Annotated in this window: 15 protein-coding genes and 1 pseudogene; 13 read left to right on the top strand and 3 right to left on the bottom strand. The window is 64.1% G+C overall.

Annotation, left to right across the window (positions count from 1 at the left end):
• Window positions 1-447 precede the first annotated feature (447 nt).
• The 4 genes and pseudogenes from KBY93_RS06310 to KBY93_RS06295 form a co-directional block, all read left to right on the top strand.
• A pseudogene (locus KBY93_RS06310) lies at window positions 448-1,020 on the top strand (IS1595 family transposase); the annotation flags it as partial.
• 337 nt (window positions 1,021-1,357) lie between these two features.
• Window positions 1,358-2,299, top strand: coding sequence for a protochlorophyllide reductase (locus KBY93_RS06305; protein ID WP_255093425.1), 942 nt, complete (start codon window positions 1,358-1,360; stop codon window positions 2,297-2,299).
• A gap of 57 nt (window positions 2,300-2,356) precedes the next feature.
• Window positions 2,357-2,965, top strand: a complete 609-nt coding sequence (locus tag KBY93_RS06300) for a hypothetical protein (RefSeq protein ID WP_198949645.1) — start codon at window positions 2,357-2,359, stop codon at window positions 2,963-2,965.
• Window positions 2,962-3,849, top strand: a complete 888-nt coding sequence (locus KBY93_RS06295; RefSeq protein ID WP_255093420.1) for a hypothetical protein — start codon at window positions 2,962-2,964, stop codon at window positions 3,847-3,849. Before KBY93_RS06300 ends, KBY93_RS06295 begins: the two co-directional genes overlap by 4 nt.
• Window positions 3,850-3,874: 25 nt before the next feature.
• Here the strand turns inward: KBY93_RS06295 and bchL are convergent, their stop codons facing one another.
• From bchL to KBY93_RS06280, 3 genes are all read right to left on the bottom strand, one after another.
• Complete coding sequence (gene bchL / locus KBY93_RS06290) at window positions 3,875-4,801, bottom strand: ferredoxin:protochlorophyllide reductase (ATP-dependent) iron-sulfur ATP-binding protein (protein ID WP_255093419.1); 927 nt, start codon at window positions 4,799-4,801, stop codon at window positions 3,875-3,877.
• A 282-nt stretch (window positions 4,802-5,083) separates the two neighbouring features.
• Window positions 5,084-6,688, bottom strand: a complete 1,605-nt coding sequence (locus KBY93_RS06285) for a ferredoxin:protochlorophyllide reductase (ATP-dependent) subunit B (RefSeq protein WP_255093418.1) — start codon at window positions 6,686-6,688, stop codon at window positions 5,084-5,086.
• Window positions 6,679-7,932: a ferredoxin:protochlorophyllide reductase (ATP-dependent) subunit N gene (locus KBY93_RS06280; RefSeq protein WP_255093417.1), complete on the bottom strand. Its 1,254-nt coding sequence runs from the start codon at window positions 7,930-7,932 to the stop codon at window positions 6,679-6,681. Before KBY93_RS06280 ends, KBY93_RS06285 begins: the two co-directional genes overlap by 10 nt.
• A gap of 273 nt (window positions 7,933-8,205) precedes the next feature.
• Here KBY93_RS06280 and KBY93_RS06275 point away from each other — a divergent pair, with 273 nt between their 5' ends.
• From KBY93_RS06275 to KBY93_RS06235, 9 genes are all read left to right on the top strand, one after another.
• Window positions 8,206-8,517, top strand: a complete 312-nt coding sequence (locus tag KBY93_RS06275) for a BMC domain-containing protein (RefSeq protein WP_035828781.1) — start codon at window positions 8,206-8,208, stop codon at window positions 8,515-8,517.
• A 70-nt stretch (window positions 8,518-8,587) separates the two neighbouring features.
• Window positions 8,588-10,000: a form I ribulose bisphosphate carboxylase large subunit gene (locus KBY93_RS06270; protein ID WP_255093416.1), complete on the top strand. Its 1,413-nt coding sequence runs from the start codon at window positions 8,588-8,590 to the stop codon at window positions 9,998-10,000.
• 92 nt (window positions 10,001-10,092) lie between these two features.
• Window positions 10,093-10,434 (top strand): ribulose bisphosphate carboxylase small subunit, encoded by a 342-nt coding sequence (locus tag KBY93_RS06265; RefSeq protein ID WP_094513225.1) that lies wholly within the window; start codon window positions 10,093-10,095, stop codon window positions 10,432-10,434.
• A gap of 158 nt (window positions 10,435-10,592) precedes the next feature.
• The gene (locus tag KBY93_RS06260) at window positions 10,593-12,998 is read left to right on the top strand and encodes a CsoS2 family carboxysome shell protein (protein ID WP_255093415.1); all 2,406 of its coding nucleotides are present in this window, start codon (window positions 10,593-10,595) and stop codon (window positions 12,996-12,998) included.
• Between the two features lie 38 nt (window positions 12,999-13,036).
• Entirely contained in the window at window positions 13,037-14,599 is a 1,563-nt protein-coding gene (locus tag KBY93_RS06255) for a carboxysome shell carbonic anhydrase (protein ID WP_255093414.1), read from the top strand.
• Window position 14,600: 1 nt separating this feature from the next.
• Window positions 14,601-14,885 (top strand): carboxysome peptide A, encoded by a 285-nt coding sequence (locus tag KBY93_RS06250; RefSeq protein ID WP_094554447.1) that lies wholly within the window; start codon window positions 14,601-14,603, stop codon window positions 14,883-14,885.
• Window positions 14,885-15,136 carry a carboxysome peptide B gene (locus KBY93_RS06245; RefSeq protein ID WP_255093413.1) on the top strand — a complete coding sequence of 84 codons (252 nt, stop codon included), beginning with the start codon at window positions 14,885-14,887 and terminating at the stop codon, window positions 15,134-15,136. The genes KBY93_RS06250 and KBY93_RS06245 overlap by 1 nt, the downstream gene beginning before the upstream one ends.
• 46 nt (window positions 15,137-15,182) lie before the next feature.
• Entirely contained in the window at window positions 15,183-15,806 is a 624-nt protein-coding gene (locus KBY93_RS16135; RefSeq protein WP_315856389.1) for a BMC domain-containing protein, read from the top strand.
• Window positions 15,807-15,811: 5 nt separating this feature from the next.
• Window positions 15,812-16,279 (top strand): ferritin-like domain-containing protein, encoded by a 468-nt coding sequence (locus KBY93_RS06235; protein WP_255093412.1) that lies wholly within the window; start codon window positions 15,812-15,814, stop codon window positions 16,277-16,279.
• Window positions 16,280-16,281: the final 2 nt, after the last annotated feature.

The following is a 16,281-nucleotide window of genomic DNA, read 5'->3' as shown; positions in this document are numbered from 1 at the left end:
CGGAGCGGTTTTCGATCGATCCATGCCGGCCAGCAGGAGGTGGCCCATGACATCAGCCGGATGCTGGCGCTGGGAGAGGGCAGCCTGGCCCCAGGCACGGCTTGATCACACTTTTAGGCAGCCCTGGGGAGTCCACTGATCCCGCCGCGGCCATCCCTGACACTGGATGGAGTGGCGAGCCAGTCGGCTTCTGAAATCCCGGCCGGAGCGCTGCTCATCTCAAGCAATCTCTGCCTGAGATCCAAGCGGTGATCAGCCTGTCGTCAAGGGCTCAGCAGGATCGAGGTTCCAGGAGAGACGTCCCGCCCCCTGGGTTCCTAATGGATGTCAAGCCCTCGGGCTGGTTTTTCATCCCGGGTGCTCGGCACCGCTGCTGGCGACCAAGCTGGCGCTCCAAAGGTCGGTCTTCCCGTGGCCATCGCCCCAGCTCCATTGCCCCGGTAGCGGTATGTGCTGCGGGGAAAGATCCAGATGGATGATGGCTACCTCGGCGGAGAACGCCCTGGCGGCAAGGCAGGTCGTGGATCGGAGAACAAGGTGCCGATCGTCGCCGCCATCTCGCTGAATGAGGCCGGCCATCCCATCCACGCCATGATTTCACCAGTGCAGACCTTCGGCTCAGCGGCGATTGCGACATGGGCCAGCAAGCACCTGGCAGCCAGCTGCGCAGTGCTCTCTGATGGCCTGTCTTGCTTCCGCTCAGTGGTCAAGGCAGGGTGCAGCCATGAGGCTGGTGTCAACGGCGGGCGTCATCCCAATGACCTGCTTGATTTCCGCTGGATCAACATCCTGCTTGGCAACTTGAAAAACAGCTTCAGCGGCACCTTCCATGCCTTCAACTTTGACAAGTACGCCATGCGCTACCTGGGCGGCTTCTGCTTTCGCTTCAATAGACGTTTTGAAATGGTGGATATGACCGAGCGGATCGCTAATTCGGTCTGCTGCTGTAAACCCTGCCCGGAGCGGATCTTGAGGGTCGCGGAGGATTATGGGCAATCAAGTCCAGTTATGTTCGGCTGAGCTAGAGCGACCAAAAGCAGCCCAGCAGCAAATTGCGCCGCTTCTAGTTGCGCGTCTGTTCAAACTGCATGTCTTGATACCCCATGGCTTGAGGCAACCAGACTGCAAGCAACTTCAGGTTCGGCATCCAGCATCACGATAGGGGGCATCGTGGCTTCCTGGGTTGAACGTGACCTTGTGTTGAACTTCGCCTCGCACTCGGCGCTGGCAGCTGGCCTTGTCCGTAGGTTGAGGCACCCCGAACCGACGCGCCCCGATGGCGTCTGCTTCCAGTTCACCCACCCCGTCTACCCCCTCCAGCCCTGGCACGGGCAGTGGTGGCCAGAGCGGAACTGTGATGATCACCGGAGCTTCCTCCGGGGTGGGCCTATACGCCGCCAAAGCCATGGCCCAGCGTGGCTGGCACGTGGTGATGGCCTGCCGGGATCTTGCCAAGGCCAGAGCGGCGGCCCATTCCCTGGAGATCCCCGAGAGCTCCCTCACCCACCTGCAGGTGGATCTGGGTGATCTCGAGAGTGTGCGTCGGCTCGTGGCTGCGTTCCACGCCACCGGTCGCAGCCTCGACGCGCTGGTATGCAACGCCGCCGTGTATAAGCCACGGCTGAAGCAACCCGAGCGTTCGCCCCAGGGCTACGAGATCTCGATGGCCACCAACCATTTCGGGCATTTCCTGCTGATCCACGCCCTGCTCGACGACCTGAAGAAGTCAAGCCATCCTTCGCGGCGGCTGGTGATTCTGGGAACGGTCACGGCCAACTCCAAGGAGCTGGGCGGCAAGATTCCGATCCCGGCCCCCGCCGACCTGGGCGACCTTTCGGGCTTCGAGGCGGGCTTCAAGGCGCCCATCAGCATGGCCAATGGCAAGGTCTTCAAACCTGGCAAGGCCTACAAGGACAGCAAGCTCTGCAACATGATCACCACCCAGGAGCTGCACCGCCGACTGCACGACTCCACCGGCATCATCTTCAGCTCGCTCTACCCCGGCTGCGTCGCCGATACACCCCTGTTTCGCAACACCCCGAAGGCCTTCCAGACCATCTTCCCCTGGTTCCAGAAGAACATCACCGGCGGTTATGTGAGTCAGGAACTGGCCGGTGAACGGGTGGCTCAGGTGGTGGCCGATCCGGCCTTCGCCGTGTCGGGTGCGCACTGGAGCTGGGGCAATCGCCAGAAGGCCAATGGTCAACAGTTCATCCAGGAACTGTCGGAGAAGGCCAGCGATCCCGAAACCGCTGCTAAGACGTGGGATCTCTCTATGAAGCTTGTTGGGCTGGGTTGAGTCCTGCGCTCCAGCCTTGCTAGTGATGGGCTGATTCAGAGGATTGAAGGAGATCGCATGTCGCGCCTTCTGCGCTGGGTGATCGGGATCACCATTGCTGTGACACTGATTGGTGGGGCGATCCTGCTCCTGCCATTCTCCACCTGGCTGCCAGGGGGCACCGTTGCCGAGATATCCACCCGTGAGGTGGTCAACGGCACGGAGTTCAATGCGCTGTTCCCCAGTGCAGCGGCCGGAGAGTCGGTCGTCTTCACTCAGGAGAAGCGGGGGTTCAGTGAAGCCAAGCTCAAGCACGACGGTCAGGTGACGGCCTTGCTGGCCATCTCCGACACAGTCACGGCACCGGAGGCCCGCACCAAGTTCGCAGCCGTCCAGACCCGGCTGAAGGGGTGGCCTCTGGTGGATCAGGGGGCCCAGGCCAGCGCCCTTCTTGTGGCCGACCGCTTCCAGGTCAAAGTGATCGGGCAGGGATCAGGGCTAGAACCTGAGCGCCGGCATGAGTTGCTGGGCGCTTTTGATCTCCAGGCCCTGGCGGCACTTCAGCCCGCCGCCGCGTCCCGCGGGCGGCTCGCCAAGGCCGCTGAGCCCCGCCGCCTGCCCCCCGCCAGCGGTGAACAACTGCCTCAGCTCGAACTCAAGTCCGCCGCTCCCCAGCCCGCCTCATGAGCCGCACCGTCCTCGAGCGCCTCGAGCGCCTTCCCCGCCGTGATCTCACCGTGCTGTCCCTCAAGGGCATCAGCACCCTCGTGCCCGGCGGCTGGAGCAACCTCACCAGCGCTGACACGCTGATCCGCGAGGTGATCGGCAGCGATGATCCCGAACTGGTGCGCCAGGTGCGGGCTCGCGCCGATCAGCTCAGCCGCGCCCGTCATGAGGGTTACGAGCGGGCCCTGAGCCTCTACGACGCCGTGAATCGCTCCCAGCATGCCACCGGCGGGCTGCGGGTGCTGGCCAACGTCACAGCAGGAGTGCCGCTGCTCAAGCGGATAGCCAGCGTCACCCCACCTGGTGACACCCTCCAGGCGGTGGATCTGAGCCTGAAGGTGGGGGCCGAGCTGCTGGCCTTCACCCAGGTGAACGGACTCCCTGGCGACAGCTTCGCCGACTTCGGCGCCGCCCTGGCGGACTACGCCGGCGAAGCCAGGGTGCGGATGGCGGCCCTGGTCTGCTTCGACGGGCTGCTGCCGCTCGGGGATCAGGCCCTCTCCCGTCTCGATGGGCTGCTTGGTGCAGCCGGCAGCGGCGATCTGCGCAAGTTGCCGGCCTACGGACGGATGGCCGCGCTGATTCCAGGCCGCAGCGACTCGGAGCACATGAATTTTCTGCGCCGCGGTGTCGACCAGTGGCTCGGATGGGCCGGCGGATTCGTCAGTCAGCTGGGTCTCACCGGCCAGAGGGCCGTCCAGGCGCTTGAATCCACGCTCGGCCCATGGCAGGGGCGGATGGATCAGCTGGCCGCCTTTCTGGATGCCTTCACCGACACCTACGCCCACACCGGCGTGCAGGCCGTTGCACGACGGCTGGTGGAGCGAGCTGCCGCCGAAATCTGACCCAGGATCAGGCGTCTTCTGAGGATCAGTCGAACCCGAGCAGATCGAAGATCTCACGATCCTTGAGGGATTCGGCCTCAAGGGGCTCCACATCGCTGAGCATCTTCTGAGCCAGGCTGAGATACTCCTGCTGAACAGCTTCGACCTCGGGACTCGGCTCCATCTCGAAGATGGTGCACTTCTTCAGGCGGGAGCGGCGGATAGCATCCACGGTCTTGAAGTGGGCCATGGTGCGCAGGCCGGTGCGCTCGTTGAACTTGTCGATCTGATCGGTGTCTTCCGAACGGTTGGCGATGACGCCACCCAGCCGCACCTTGTAGTTCTTGGCCTTGGCATTGATCGCCTGCATGATCCGATTCATCGCAAAGATTGAATCAAAATCATTGGCGGTAACGATCAGGCAGTAGTCGGCATGCTGCAGCGGCGCGGCAAAACCACCGCAGACCACATCCCCAAGCACATCGAAGATCACCACATCGGTGTCTTCGAGTAGATGGTGCTCCTTGAGCAGCTTCACTGTCTGCCCGGTGACATAGCCGCCGCATCCAGTGCCCGCCGGCGGACCGCCGGATTCCACGCACATCACGCCATTGAAGCCCTCAAACACGAAGTCTTCGGGTCGGAGTTCCTCGGTGTGGAAATCAACAGTCTCGAGGATATCGATCACCGTGGGCACCATCTTCTTGGTCAGGGTGAAGGTGCTGTCGTGCTTGGGATCGCAACCGATCTGAAGCACCCGCTTGCCCAGCTTGGAGAAAGCCGCCGAAAGGTTGGATGAGGTGGTGGACTTGCCAATCCCCCCCTTGCCATAGACAGCAATCACCAAGGCGCCTGCCTCAATGTGCATGGAGGCATCCTGATGGACCTGGAGGCTGCCCTCGCCGTCCTCATGGCTCTTGGCAGAACCCTTGGCAGGAGCTGTTGTCTGCTTGGGTGGCAGAGTCGTGGTCATAACACTTCCTTGGCCGAGTCGACATCGGCAGTGCCCTTATCAAAGTGCAGCCGGGTAGGCAGATGCCGGGTCTGGCTCAAACCGAAACATCAAGACGATCAGGATCTTGGAATGCTCACCCAAGCCGCGAGAATCCCCGCGGCTTGGGTCTGGACAACCACTTGGCCAGCCCAGGATTACGCCGGTTGGCATGGGTATAAAGACCTAGCTCGTCGGACGACGGCCAGGCTGCCTGATTCGTGGGGAGATTGGACTGGCTTCAGCGATCACCGATCCCTGCTTTCAGCGGCTGAAATGGGCCTTGGCTTCATAGAGCGTTTCCTCGGTGATCTCCGCCACGCCACGTTCGTTGGCATAGGCCTCGGTATTGCGTCGCACTTTGCCCCTCACGAAGAAGGGAATGCGGGAGAGTTCTGCTTCACCGGAGGCCGTCCAGCGCAGGGCTCCTCCCTCAGGAGTGGCTGAAAGAGGTGTCACTTCAGGAACCTCGTTGACAGGGGCGGCCACCGGCTGGGCAGCGGGGGCGGAAGCACCCCCGAGATGGCTGAGATGGCCATCAACAAATTCGAAATCGTGGCGGAACATGCCGATCAGATGTTCCTCCAGGCCCATCATCAGGGGGTGCACCCAGGAATCAAAAATGACATTGGCCCCCTCCCATCCCATCTGGGGGGCATAACGGGCCGGCACATCCTGTACATGCAGCGGGGCACTGATCACGGCGCAGGGAATCCCCAGACGCTTGGCGCTGTGACGCTCCATCTGGGTGCCGAGCACCAGCTCAGGAGCTGCCTCAGCCATCGCCTGCTCCACTTCCAGATAGTCGTCGGAAATCAGGGCCTCCAGGCCCAGTTCCTTAGCGGCGGCCCGCACCTCACGTGCCTGTTCGCGGCTGTAGGTACCCAGCCCTACCACCGTGAAGCCCAGTTCCCGCGAGGCAATCCGGGCCGCTGCGATCGCATGGGTGGCGTCGGCGAAAATGAACACCCGCTTGCCGGTGAGATATGTGGAATCCACCGATTTTGAATACCAGGGCAACCTGGAGCGCTGGTCAGCCTCCCGCAGTTCCGGCGGCTCCAGGCCCAGCAGAGCGCAGAGCTCTCGCAGGAACTGGGCCGTGGCACCGATCCCGATCGGAACGGTTCGCACCACCGGGGTGCCGAAGTTGCGCTCCAGCCAGCTGCAGAGCGGACCGGCCACCTCCGGGTAGAGGCAGAGGTTGGCGTCGGCCTGGGGCAGGCGGATCAGGTCGGCCGGCCTGGCTCCCAGGGGAGCCACCACATTCACGTCGATGCCGTGATCAGCCAGAAGGCCGCGCAGTTCGCGCACATCGTCGCGGCAGCGGAAGCCCAGCAGGCTCGGGCCCAGCAGATTGACCCGAGGGCGGCGTTTCTCCTCCTTCCAGCGCTCGGGCCCGGGCCTGGCTGTCCCGGGAGCAGGCACCTGGCTTTTGAGCAATCCGCGGCAGAGCTGGTAAAGGGTTTCAGCCGCTCCCCAATTCTCTTTCTTCGAGTACGCGGGCAACTCCAGGCTCACCACAGGCACCCCCAGATCCATGCCACAGGCGAGGGAGCCCGGCTGGTCCTGGATCAGCTCGGCCGTGCAGCTTTCCCCCACCAGCAGGGCCTCTGGCTTGAACCGGTCCACCGCCTGCTGGATCGAGCGCTTCACCAGTTCGGCCGTGTCACCGCCCAGATCCCTGGCCTGGAAGGTGGTGTAGGTGACAGGGGGGCGGCGATCACGCCGCTCGATCATTGTGAACAGCAGATCGGCGTAGGTGTCGCCCTGGGGGGCATGCAGCACGTAGTGAACGCCCTCCATCGAAGCGGCGATGCGCATGGCTCCCACATGGGGGGGGCCTTCATAGGTCCAGAGGGTCAGTTCCATTGCAGCAACTCCCGGCGATTGAGGGGACGGGCGAACAGTTCAGCCAGGTCAGCAGCCTGGTCACAACCGTGAATCGGGCTGAAGACAAGCTCGATCGACCACTTGGTTGCGAAGCCTTCCGCTTCTAGTGGATTGGCCAGACCCATGCCGCAGACCACCAGATCAGGACGGCTGGCACGAATACGTTCCAGCTGTTTCTCCACATCCTGGCCTTCACTGAGCTGGGTGCCCTCGGGCAGCAGGGGCAGTTCCTCTGCCATCAGCTGGCGGTCGAGGTAGGGGGTGCCCACCTCCACCAGCTCCATACCGCACTCCCGATGCAGAAAACGGGCCAGGGGGATTTCCAGCTGGGAATCGGGCAGCAGGAAGAGGCGTTTGCCTTCGAGTTTGCGTCGCAGTGGCTCCAGGGCACGCCGCCCTCGCTCGGCCAGGGGGTCGAGCACCGCAGCCACCCGTTCGGGATCGATCCCGAAGGCCGCCGCCGCCGCCGCCATCCAGGCGCAACTCCCCTCAACCCCGAGCGGGTAGGGGGCAGAGATCCGCTGGGCACCGCGGCGCTCCAGGGCGCGCACCGTGTCGGCCACAAAGGGCTGGGCCAGCAGCAGACGGGTGCCGGGGCCCACCGGCGGCAGGTCGGTCGACTGGCGGGGCGGCAGGGTGCGAACCGTCTCGAGGCCCATGCGCGCAAACAGGGAGAGGAAACGCTCCTCCACCCCGTCGGCCAGGGTGCCCACGATCAGCAACTGGGGCTCAGGATTGCTGGGCAGGAGCGGGACCAGGGAGGTCAGGGCACCGTCCTCCCCCTGGGTGAACGTGGTTTCGATGCCGCTGCCGGAATAATTCACCACCCGCACCCGCCCCTGCATGCGGGTGTTGATGCGCTCGGCAGCCTTGGCCAGGTCAAGCTTGATCACCTCCGAGGGGCAGGAACCCACCAGGAAGAGGGTGCGAATCTCGGGCCGCCTGGCCAGCAGATCGCCCACCAGCCGGTCGAGTTCCTCATTGGCGTCCGCCAGACCGGCCAGGTCGCGCTCTCCCAGGATCGCTGTGCCGAAGCGGGGTTCCGCAAAGATCATCACCCCGGCGGCCGACTGGATCAGGTGGGCACAGGTGCGCGAGCCCACCACCAGAAAGAAAGCATCTGGCATGCGCCTGTGCAGCCAGACGATCGAGGTGAGGCCGCAGAACACCTCCCGCTGTCCGCTTTCGCGCAGCACGGGTGGGAGGGTGGACGTCTGGGCCATGGGCGAGAACCTTTGATCCATTACGGACTAGCCACCCTGGCCGCGGAAAACGTCGGCTGTTGACAAGTCTTCGGGATCAGAGACAAATCCAATACTTGACAGGCCGCAGGCGGCGCCTCGTTACACGTCTTAATGGCCAGCAGCCGAGCATGAGCAGGGCTTATCAACCGCCCCAGGCACCGTGATCGTTCAAAGCACCCGAATCGCTTGACGGGGGGGTATGCCGCGGAGCATGGTCCTAAGCGAACCTCCCCCCCTTTTCCGGAGTAGGCAATGGCGAATGAAACCATGGGCATCGCCCTCGGCATGATCGAGACGCGCGGCCTCGTGCCGGCAATCGAAGCGGCCGACGCCATGACCAAGGCCGCCGAAGTGCGTCTGATCGGCCGTGAGTTCGTGGGTGGCGGCTACGTGACCGTTCTGGTCCGCGGCGAGACCGGGGCCGTTAATGCGGCTGTGCGTGCCGGTGCCGATGCCTGTGAGCGCGTGGGTGACGGCCTGGTGGCTGCCCACATCATCGCCCGCCCCCACCGTGAAGTCGAGCCGGCCCTTAACAGCAACTTCGGTCTGGGTTCCAAGGACTGAGGTCTGACGCGCCCCTGATGGAGCGCAGCACTCTCATCTTTCCCACCCGACCAACAAGGAGATTTTCCCCATGAGCAAGAAGTACGACGCTGGGGTCAAGGAGTACAGGGACACGTACTGGACTCCCGACTACATTCCCCTGGACACTGACCTGCTGGCCTGTTTCAAGGTCACTGGTCAGGAAGGCGTTCCCAAGGAAGAAGTGGCCGCTGCCGTGGCCGCCGAATCCTCGACCGGCACCTGGTCCACCGTGTGGTCCGAGCTCCTCACCGACCTCGACTTCTACAAAGGCCGTTGCTATCGAATCGAAGACGTTCCCGGTGACAAGGAGTCGTTCTACGCCTTCATCGCCTACCCCCTCGATCTGTTCGAGGAAGGCTCGATCACCAACGTGCTCACCTCCCTGGTGGGCAACGTGTTCGGCTTCAAGGCCCTGCGCCACCTCCGTCTGGAAGACATCCGCTTCCCGATGGCCTTCATCAAGACCTGCCCCGGCCCGCCGAACGGAATCTGCGTCGAGCGCGACCGGATGAACAAGTACGGCCGTCCGCTTCTGGGTTGCACGATCAAGCCGAAGCTCGGCCTCTCCGGCAAGAACTACGGCCGGGTGGTGTACGAATGCCTCCGCGGTGGTCTCGATTTCACCAAGGACGACGAAAACATCAACTCCCAGCCCTTCCAGCGCTGGCAGAACCGCTTCGAGTTCGTGGCCGAAGCCGTACAGCTGGCCCAGGAAGAAACCGGCGAGAAGAAGGGGCACTACCTCAACTGCACCGCCGCCACTCCCGAGGAGATGTATGAGCGTGCCGAGTTCGCCAAAGAACTGGGCCAGCCCATCATCATGCACGACTACATCACCGGTGGCTTCACGGCCAACACCGGTCTGTCGAAGTGGTGCCGCAAGAACGGCATGCTGCTGCACATTCACCGTGCGATGCACGCGGTGATCGACCGTCACCCCAAGCACGGCATCCACTTCCGGGTGCTGGCCAAGTGCCTGCGCCTCTCCGGTGGCGACCAGCTGCACACAGGCACGGTGGTGGGCAAGCTCGAAGGTGATCGTCAGACCACCCTCGGCTTCATCGACCAACTGCGTGAATCCTTCGTTCCCGAAGACCGCAGCCGCGGCAACTTCTTCGACCAGGATTGGGGTTCGATGCCCGGCGTCTTCGCTGTGGCCTCCGGCGGCATCCACGTTTGGCACATGCCTGCGCTGGTGGCGATTTTCGGTGACGACTCCGTGTTGCAGTTCGGTGGTGGTACTCACGGTCACCCCTGGGGTTCCGCCGCTGGCGCCGCTGCCAACCGCGTGGCCCTCGAAGCCTGCGTCAAGGCCCGTAACGCCGGACGTGAGATCGAGAAGGAAAGCCGCGACATCCTCATGGAAGCCGCGAAGCACAGCCCCGAGCTCGCCATCGCGCTCGAGACCTGGAAGGAAATCAAGTTTGAGTTCGACACCGTCGACAAACTTGACGTCAACTGATCGGGGCTGTTGGCCTGCGGGGAAGGAGTGTCTCCCTCCCCGCGGTCACATCCGGTTTGCCTGCATTCACCTGATTCCCCACAAGGATCCCCATGCCCTTCAAGAGCACCGTGGGTGACTACCAAACAGTCGCCACCCTGGAGACCTTCGGCTTCCTCCCGCCGATGTCCCAGGACGAGATCTACGACCAGATCGCTTACATCATTGCCCAGGGATGGAGCCCGCTTGTCGAGCACGTTCACCCCAGCCGTTCGATGGCGACCTATTGGTCGTACTGGAAATTGCCCTTCTTCGGTGAGAAGGATCTGGGCGTGATCGTCAGTGAGCTCGAGGCCTGCCACCGCGCCTACCCCGACCATCACGTCCGTCTGGTCGGCTACGACGCCTACACCCAGAGTCAGGGGTCCTGCTTCGTGGTCTTCGAAGCACGCTGATCACTGCAGCAGGTCCCGGCCTATGTCCGGAACCTGCTGCCCTCAATATTCATTTTTCCGACAGCTCGCGAGGGGCTTGTGAACGGCAGGCATTGGGTCCTCCCTTCACCAGTTCTCTCCAGCTGTCTCCTTCCAGGTTGTTTCTTCACAGGGCGGACATGGCATCTCAATCCAGTCGCGAAGCGGCCCTTGCGCGCCGGATGGCGCTCTCCACAGCCGGGAAAACGGCGGAGAAGCGGTATTCCAACAGTGCCAACCGCACCCGCAGCGCCGCTGAGGCCCGCCCCACCCGCTCGATCACCCCGGTGGTACCGGCCGTCAGCCGCGAGGTCAGTGCGCCCTCCAAGCCGTTGTTCAGCACCGCCGCTCATGGGTCCATCAGCCCATCCCGCCCGGTCAATCGCGCAGCTATAAGTAATCCGAGCCGGGATCTGGTCCTGGCAAGGCGAGAGGCCCTGAGCAAACGCGGCAAGCGGGCCGACACAAGCAAGGATCGCAGTCGTGATGGCAGCTCTCTGCGCGCCGTTTCAACCCCAAATCCAGAGCCCGTGAGCCCGCAGCCGCCAGCGGCCAGCCGGCCCGCTCTGTCCCTGAGCTCCACTCCCTCCAGTTCTCTCAGCGATCGCCGCAGCAACGGCACCCGGCCTACCTCGAAGCGCTCCGCCCAGTTCAATCCCAGCCGCGCCATTGTGATGGCGCGCCGGGAAGCTCTCTCCAAGCGCGGCAAGTCGGCCTCAACCAACAGCTCCAGCGGCACCGCAGCCATTGTGCGCCAGTCGAACCCCGACATCAGCAGCCGGGAACTGGCCCACCGCATCCGCGATCTCAAGAGCAAGAACGGTGCGGGCGCTGTCAGCCGCGGCACAGGAGTCACCCGGCCCACGGGTCCCCGCCGCGGGCCCAACAAGCTGGAAGGTGCCCAGGACGCAAGCTGGAAGGTGAGCGCCAGTGAAACCCTCCGCGGTCAGGTGGTCACCGGCACCCAGGCCAACCGTTCAGAGAAGACGACCGGTAACGAGGCCAGCACCTGCCGTCCCATCACCGGGACCGAATACATGGGAGCTGAGATCTTCCGCAGTTTCTGTCAGAACGAGCCCTCCCCCCTTCAACCCGCCAAGGTGCGCGTCACGGCCACCAGCCACGGCAACCGGGTCACCGGCAATGAGGTGGGTCGCTCCGAAAAGGTCACCGGAGATGAACCCGGAACCTGTAAATCCGTCACCGGCACCGAGTACATCTCGGCGAATCAGGCGGCGGCCTACTGCGGCACCACCTCCGTCAGTCCCCGCAAGGTGGGTCTCAGCCAGACCGTGGCCGGGCGGCCAGTCTCTGGTGTGATGGTGGGACGCTCTGAGCGGGTCACCGGTGATGAGCACGGAGCCGGTATCCAGCCCACCGGCACACAGTATTTGGGCTCTGATTCGATCAGCACTCCTGGCCAGGCTCCGCCAAAGGTGGCCAGCGTCCAGACCCTGAGGGGCACCGGCATCACCGGCACTCTTGTGGGTCGCAGTGACAAGGTCACCGGTGACGAACCTGGCAGCTGCCGCCGTGTCACCGGCGATGAGTACATCGGCAGCCAGCAGTACCAGAATTTCTGTGGTGCTCGCCCTGAGCCCGAAGCTGCCAAGGTCGGGTTCAGCCTCACCAACAAGCAGTTGATCGTCTCGGGCACCAGCACCGGCCGCTCATCCAAGGTCACCGGAGATGAGCCCGGTACCTGTAAGGCCGTCACCGGCACGCCCTACGCCGGTCTCGAGCAAGCCAGCGCCTGGTGCGATTCCTCGGCCGTGCGCGGCATCCGCCAGCGGACTCCAGCTCGCGCCGGCACCCCCGGACCGCGCATGAGCGGCCTGCAACCTGGTATCGGCGGGGTGATGACCGGGGCCTCCAAAGGTGCCTGTGAAACCATCTCCGGCACCCCGTACGTCGGCGTTGATCAGTACAACGAAGCCTGCAGCGCCGCCCAGGGTCACGAAGCCGATTTCCCCCAACCACTGGACCCCCAGCCCTGGCAGGAGTTCAGCGTGCAATCCCCAGCAAGGGCTGCCCATCAGCAGCGGGAGCGGGGCTCTGCCGTCACCGGTACCCGCTACGAAACCAGCGCAAGGATAACCGGCCCTTTTGATCTAGCCGGTGGCAAGGTCACCGGCACCGAGCAGGCACGTTTTGACCAGCGCGGCCCCGAGCCCCAGCCGCTCCCCCCAATGCGGCGTCAGACCTCCGTGCTGCCACCCCGCCCCCAGGCTCCAGCGCCTCTTCCCAGTGCGCCAGTCAGCCTTGATGAAGACGTGCGGCCCACCAGCCGAGTCACAGGGGAAGGTATTTCCGCCGGTCTGAATATCACCGGTGACGACTGGGATCGGGGTAAGCGTGTCACCGGCACCGAGGGTGCCTCAGCCCGCCGCCGCAACCCCACCCGCACCGGGCCGATGACGGCAATGGCCACCATCCCCCTCAAGCGCAATGACGAAGTGGTGCAACCGGTCAGCCGCGTCACCGGCTCCAGTGGCAACACCGACAAGGGCTCGCTGATCACCGTTTCAGGCGGTGCCCGAGGTTGAGTCTCTCTCCACGTTCCTTCCTGTCGCAGCACTGAACCTTGCCCCGCCCCCGCCGCTACGGCTCCGCCGAGAGGCCCCTGGCTCCCACGGCCCCAGCCCGCCGTCCCGCTCCCAGCTCCTCTCTTTCCGGCTCAGGGCTGGGGAGAGCGAACCGCTTCACTGCGGTCCTGAAGCTTCATCCGCTCAGCGATGCAGCGGCCAACGAACGCCTCCAGGCCTACGACAGCCAGGTGAAGCAGTCGTTTGACCGGATCGTGCCGGTGCTCAAGCGGCTATCGGCCCTGCAACACGACGACGACTTTGTGGAGCAGGCCCAGCGCCATGCCCTCGCAGAGCTCGGCCATGCATTGCCCGCCACGATTCTGGAGTCGGCCTGGGTCAGCCAACTCGACATGCGCAGCCTGTTCGCGTGGTGCCTGTACGAGGCCTATGAGCAGGTCAGTGCCAGCTTTTTCCGCGACGATCCGCTCCAGGGTCAAGAGGGAAGCGAGAGCGCCGAGTCCTTCAATGCCTTTCTGCTCTCCTGTGGCTTTCATCTGCTGGATGTGAGCCCCTGTGCGGATGGTCGCCTGGCCCATGCCATCGCCTATGCCCTGCGTCTCCCCTTCGGATCCGTCCGCCGCCGTCCCCATGCCGGCGCGATGTTCGATGTGGAGAACACCGTCGACCGCTGGGTGCGCACCGAGCATCTGCGCTACCGGGAAGCCCGGCCCAATGGCGCCCATGAGCCCACCCGCTACCTGAAGGTGGTGGTGTATCACTTCAGCTCCAGGGATCCCAGCCATGAGGGGTGTGCTGCCCATGGCTCCAACGATGCCGCCGCCGCAGCCGGGGGACTGCTCCGCCTGCAGGAGTTCCAGCAGGCGGTGGAGAACAGCTTCTGCTGCGGGGCCTCCGTCGACCTGCTCCTGATCGGGCTGGACACTGACACCGATGCCATCCGTGTCCATGTGCCCGATGTGAACGGCCACACCGATCAGGAGCGCTGGCTCGATGCTCTTGAGGTGTACAGCGCCACCCAGGATCTCCCCGCCGAGGCCGCCCGGGACCGGGTGCATGCCCTGGTGCTGGCCGCCCGCTCAGGCAACGGCGAAGGGGTTCCCGACGGTGCCGTCGATCCGGGGATGGGGCGGCTGATCGCCCGCCTGATCGAGCACAACATCTCCCAGATCGATTTCGTGCGTACATATCACGATGCCGCCTACGCAGATGCGGGCCATGCCGAGCGCTTCATCGGTGTCGGCATCGGTTTCAAGGAGATTCATCTACGCAATCTCACTTACTTCGCCCACATGGACACCGTCGAGGAAGGGGCTGCTGATCTCGATGTAGGCGTGAAGATCTTCAAGGGACTGAACGTGTCCCGCGGACTGCCTATCCCGGTGGTGATTCGTTTCGACTACCACGGCAGTGTGCCTGGGGCCCGTGAACGGGCCGTGCTCTACTGCCAGCGGACAGATGACGCCATTCGCAACCGCTATCCCGATCTGGTGGGCAGCGGTCTTCTGCACACGTTGCTGAGCGTGCGCGACCGCGATCGTCACGTTCCCGCCGAAACGGTCGGGTCCTCGATCAAGCTGGAACCAGCCGGAGGTCATTGAGATGCTGATCTGCAAAGTTCTCAAGCCTCTGGTGTCCACCAACCGAATCCCCGAATTCGAGCACAAGCATCTCCAGGTGGTGCTGGATGGCAGTTCACAGAAGGTGGCCGTCGACGCCGTGGGCTGCATCCCCGGCGACTGGGTGATCTGTGTGGGCAGTTCCGCAGCCCGTGAAGCCGCTGGGAGTAAGTCTTATCCCAGCGACCTCACGATCGTGGGGATCATCGACCACTGGGACCCGGATGCTGGCCTACCTGTTCCGCAGCCACGTTCTGGAGCAGCCTGATGGAAATCATGCAAGTCACCGGCTCCCTCGTCTGCAGCCAACGGGTGGGAGGCCTGCTCCACTGGCAACTCCGCATCCTGCGCTCCACCAAAGGCAAGTTGATGGTGGCCGTCGATCCGGTGGGCGCCGCACCAGGCAACTGGGTGTTCACCGCCAGTGGCTCCGCCGCTCGCTTTGCCACAGGCGTTCCCGACACCCAGACCGACCTCACGATTGCTGGGATCATTGATCTCTGGGATCCAGACGGTTGATCCCCCTTCCCTCCACCTTCTCCCTGCCGTCAGCCCAGCTCGATCCATGGCCACACCCTCCTCCCGCCAACCCTCCTCCAGGCGCAGCAGCGCCAGCAGTGGTGTGAGCCGAGCTGCCGCGGCCAAGGCACTTCCCGCCTCGGCCACACCCACACCCCCCTCCCCTGCGGACAAACCCGTGGACCCGCCTCCAGCCCCAGGTTCATCCGCGACCAGTGGCAGCAGCCCTGCCTCAGCCCCAGCAGCAGCGGCTCCCAGCCCCTCGGCCAGGGCCAGCAGCAGCACCCCGGCTGCCGCCAGCCGCGGCCGCTCCGGTGGCACCACACCTCCCCCCAAGTCCCCCTCCTCCCCCTCCAAAGCCATGGCATCTACTCCGCACGGCATTGCTCTCGGCATGATCGAGACCCGCGGCCTCGTACCCGCGATCGAGGCGGCTGACGCCATGACCAAGGCCGCTGAAGTGACGATGATCTCCCGTGAATTCGTGGGTGGCGGCTACGTGACCGTGATGGTGCGCGGCGAAACCGGTGCAGTCAACGCCGCCGTGCGCGCCGGGGCCGATGCCTGCGAGCGTGTGGGAGATGGCCTTGTGGCTGCCCACATCATTGCCCGCCCCCACAGCGAACTGGAGCCGATCCTTGCCTTCAGCGGCGCTGAGCGCAGGAGCTGATCACCATGGAGACCGTTCACCCTCGGGTGCTGGGCTATCTGGGACGAACTCTGAGCCTGGAACTGTCCGCGGTTCAGCAGTACATGACCCAGGCCTCCCTGCTCGCCCTCTGGGGCGATGGCGGTTCCGCCGACCGGTTCCGCCAGGAAACGGTCGAGGAGATGCAGCATGCCGAGCGGCTGGTGCAACAGATGCTTCGTCTCGGCGTAGCGCCTGCCGCGTCCCAGCTGAAGCCGGTGAGCATCGCCCGCGACCTGTTCGGGCTGCTGCAACTGAATATCGTGCTGGAGGACGAACTGATTGAGCTGTATGCCGAGGCAAGTCGTTTCTGCCTGCTGATCGGTGATGAAGCCAACTCCACCTTCTTCCAGGACTTATGGAGCGAGGAACGACAACACGGCGAGGAACTCAACCATTGGCTGGCCGTTCTCAACGCCGGCCCGGCACGCCTGCGTGAGCGAGCCACCTTCTAGGT

The sequence above is a fragment of the Synechococcus sp. J7-Johnson genome (assembly GCF_024345795.1).
GTDB lineage: Bacteria > Cyanobacteriota > Cyanobacteriia > PCC-6307 > Cyanobiaceae > Regnicoccus_A.
Note: the sequence above shows the minus strand (reverse complement) of the source record. Positions and strands in the feature narration are given on the sequence as shown.

Bases quoted from the DNA above. Each gene is read 5' to 3' on its own strand.
- KBY93_RS06275 (WP_035828781.1), top strand. From the start codon at position 8,206: ATGGCGAATGAAACCATGGGCATCGCCCTCGGCATGATCGAGACGCGC.
- KBY93_RS06245 (WP_255093413.1), top strand. From the start codon at position 14,885: ATGGAAATCATGCAAGTCACCGGCTCCCTCGTCTGCAGCCAACGGGTG.
- KBY93_RS06285 (WP_255093418.1), bottom strand. From the start codon at position 6,688: ATGGAACTGACCCTCTGGACCTATGAAGGCCCCCCCCATGTGGGAGCC.
- KBY93_RS06270 (WP_255093416.1), top strand. From the start codon at position 8,588: ATGAGCAAGAAGTACGACGCTGGGGTCAAGGAGTACAGGGACACGTAC.
- KBY93_RS06305 (WP_255093425.1), top strand. From the start codon at position 1,358: ATGATCACCGGAGCTTCCTCCGGGGTGGGCCTATACGCCGCCAAAGCC.
- KBY93_RS06250 (WP_094554447.1), top strand. From the start codon at position 14,601: ATGCTGATCTGCAAAGTTCTCAAGCCTCTGGTGTCCACCAACCGAATC.
- KBY93_RS06235 (WP_255093412.1), top strand. From the start codon at position 15,812: ATGGAGACCGTTCACCCTCGGGTGCTGGGCTATCTGGGACGAACTCTG.
- KBY93_RS16135 (WP_315856389.1), top strand. From the start codon at position 15,183: ATGGCCACACCCTCCTCCCGCCAACCCTCCTCCAGGCGCAGCAGCGCC.
- KBY93_RS06260 (WP_255093415.1), top strand. From the start codon at position 10,593: ATGGCATCTCAATCCAGTCGCGAAGCGGCCCTTGCGCGCCGGATGGCG.
- KBY93_RS06280 (WP_255093417.1), bottom strand. From the start codon at position 7,932: ATGGCCCAGACGTCCACCCTCCCACCCGTGCTGCGCGAAAGCGGACAG.
- KBY93_RS06265 (WP_094513225.1), top strand. From the start codon at position 10,093: ATGCCCTTCAAGAGCACCGTGGGTGACTACCAAACAGTCGCCACCCTG.
- KBY93_RS06295 (WP_255093420.1), top strand. From the start codon at position 2,962: ATGAGCCGCACCGTCCTCGAGCGCCTCGAGCGCCTTCCCCGCCGTGAT.
- KBY93_RS06300 (WP_198949645.1), top strand. From the start codon at position 2,357: ATGTCGCGCCTTCTGCGCTGGGTGATCGGGATCACCATTGCTGTGACA.
- bchL (WP_255093419.1), bottom strand. From the start codon at position 4,801: ATGACCACGACTCTGCCACCCAAGCAGACAACAGCTCCTGCCAAGGGT.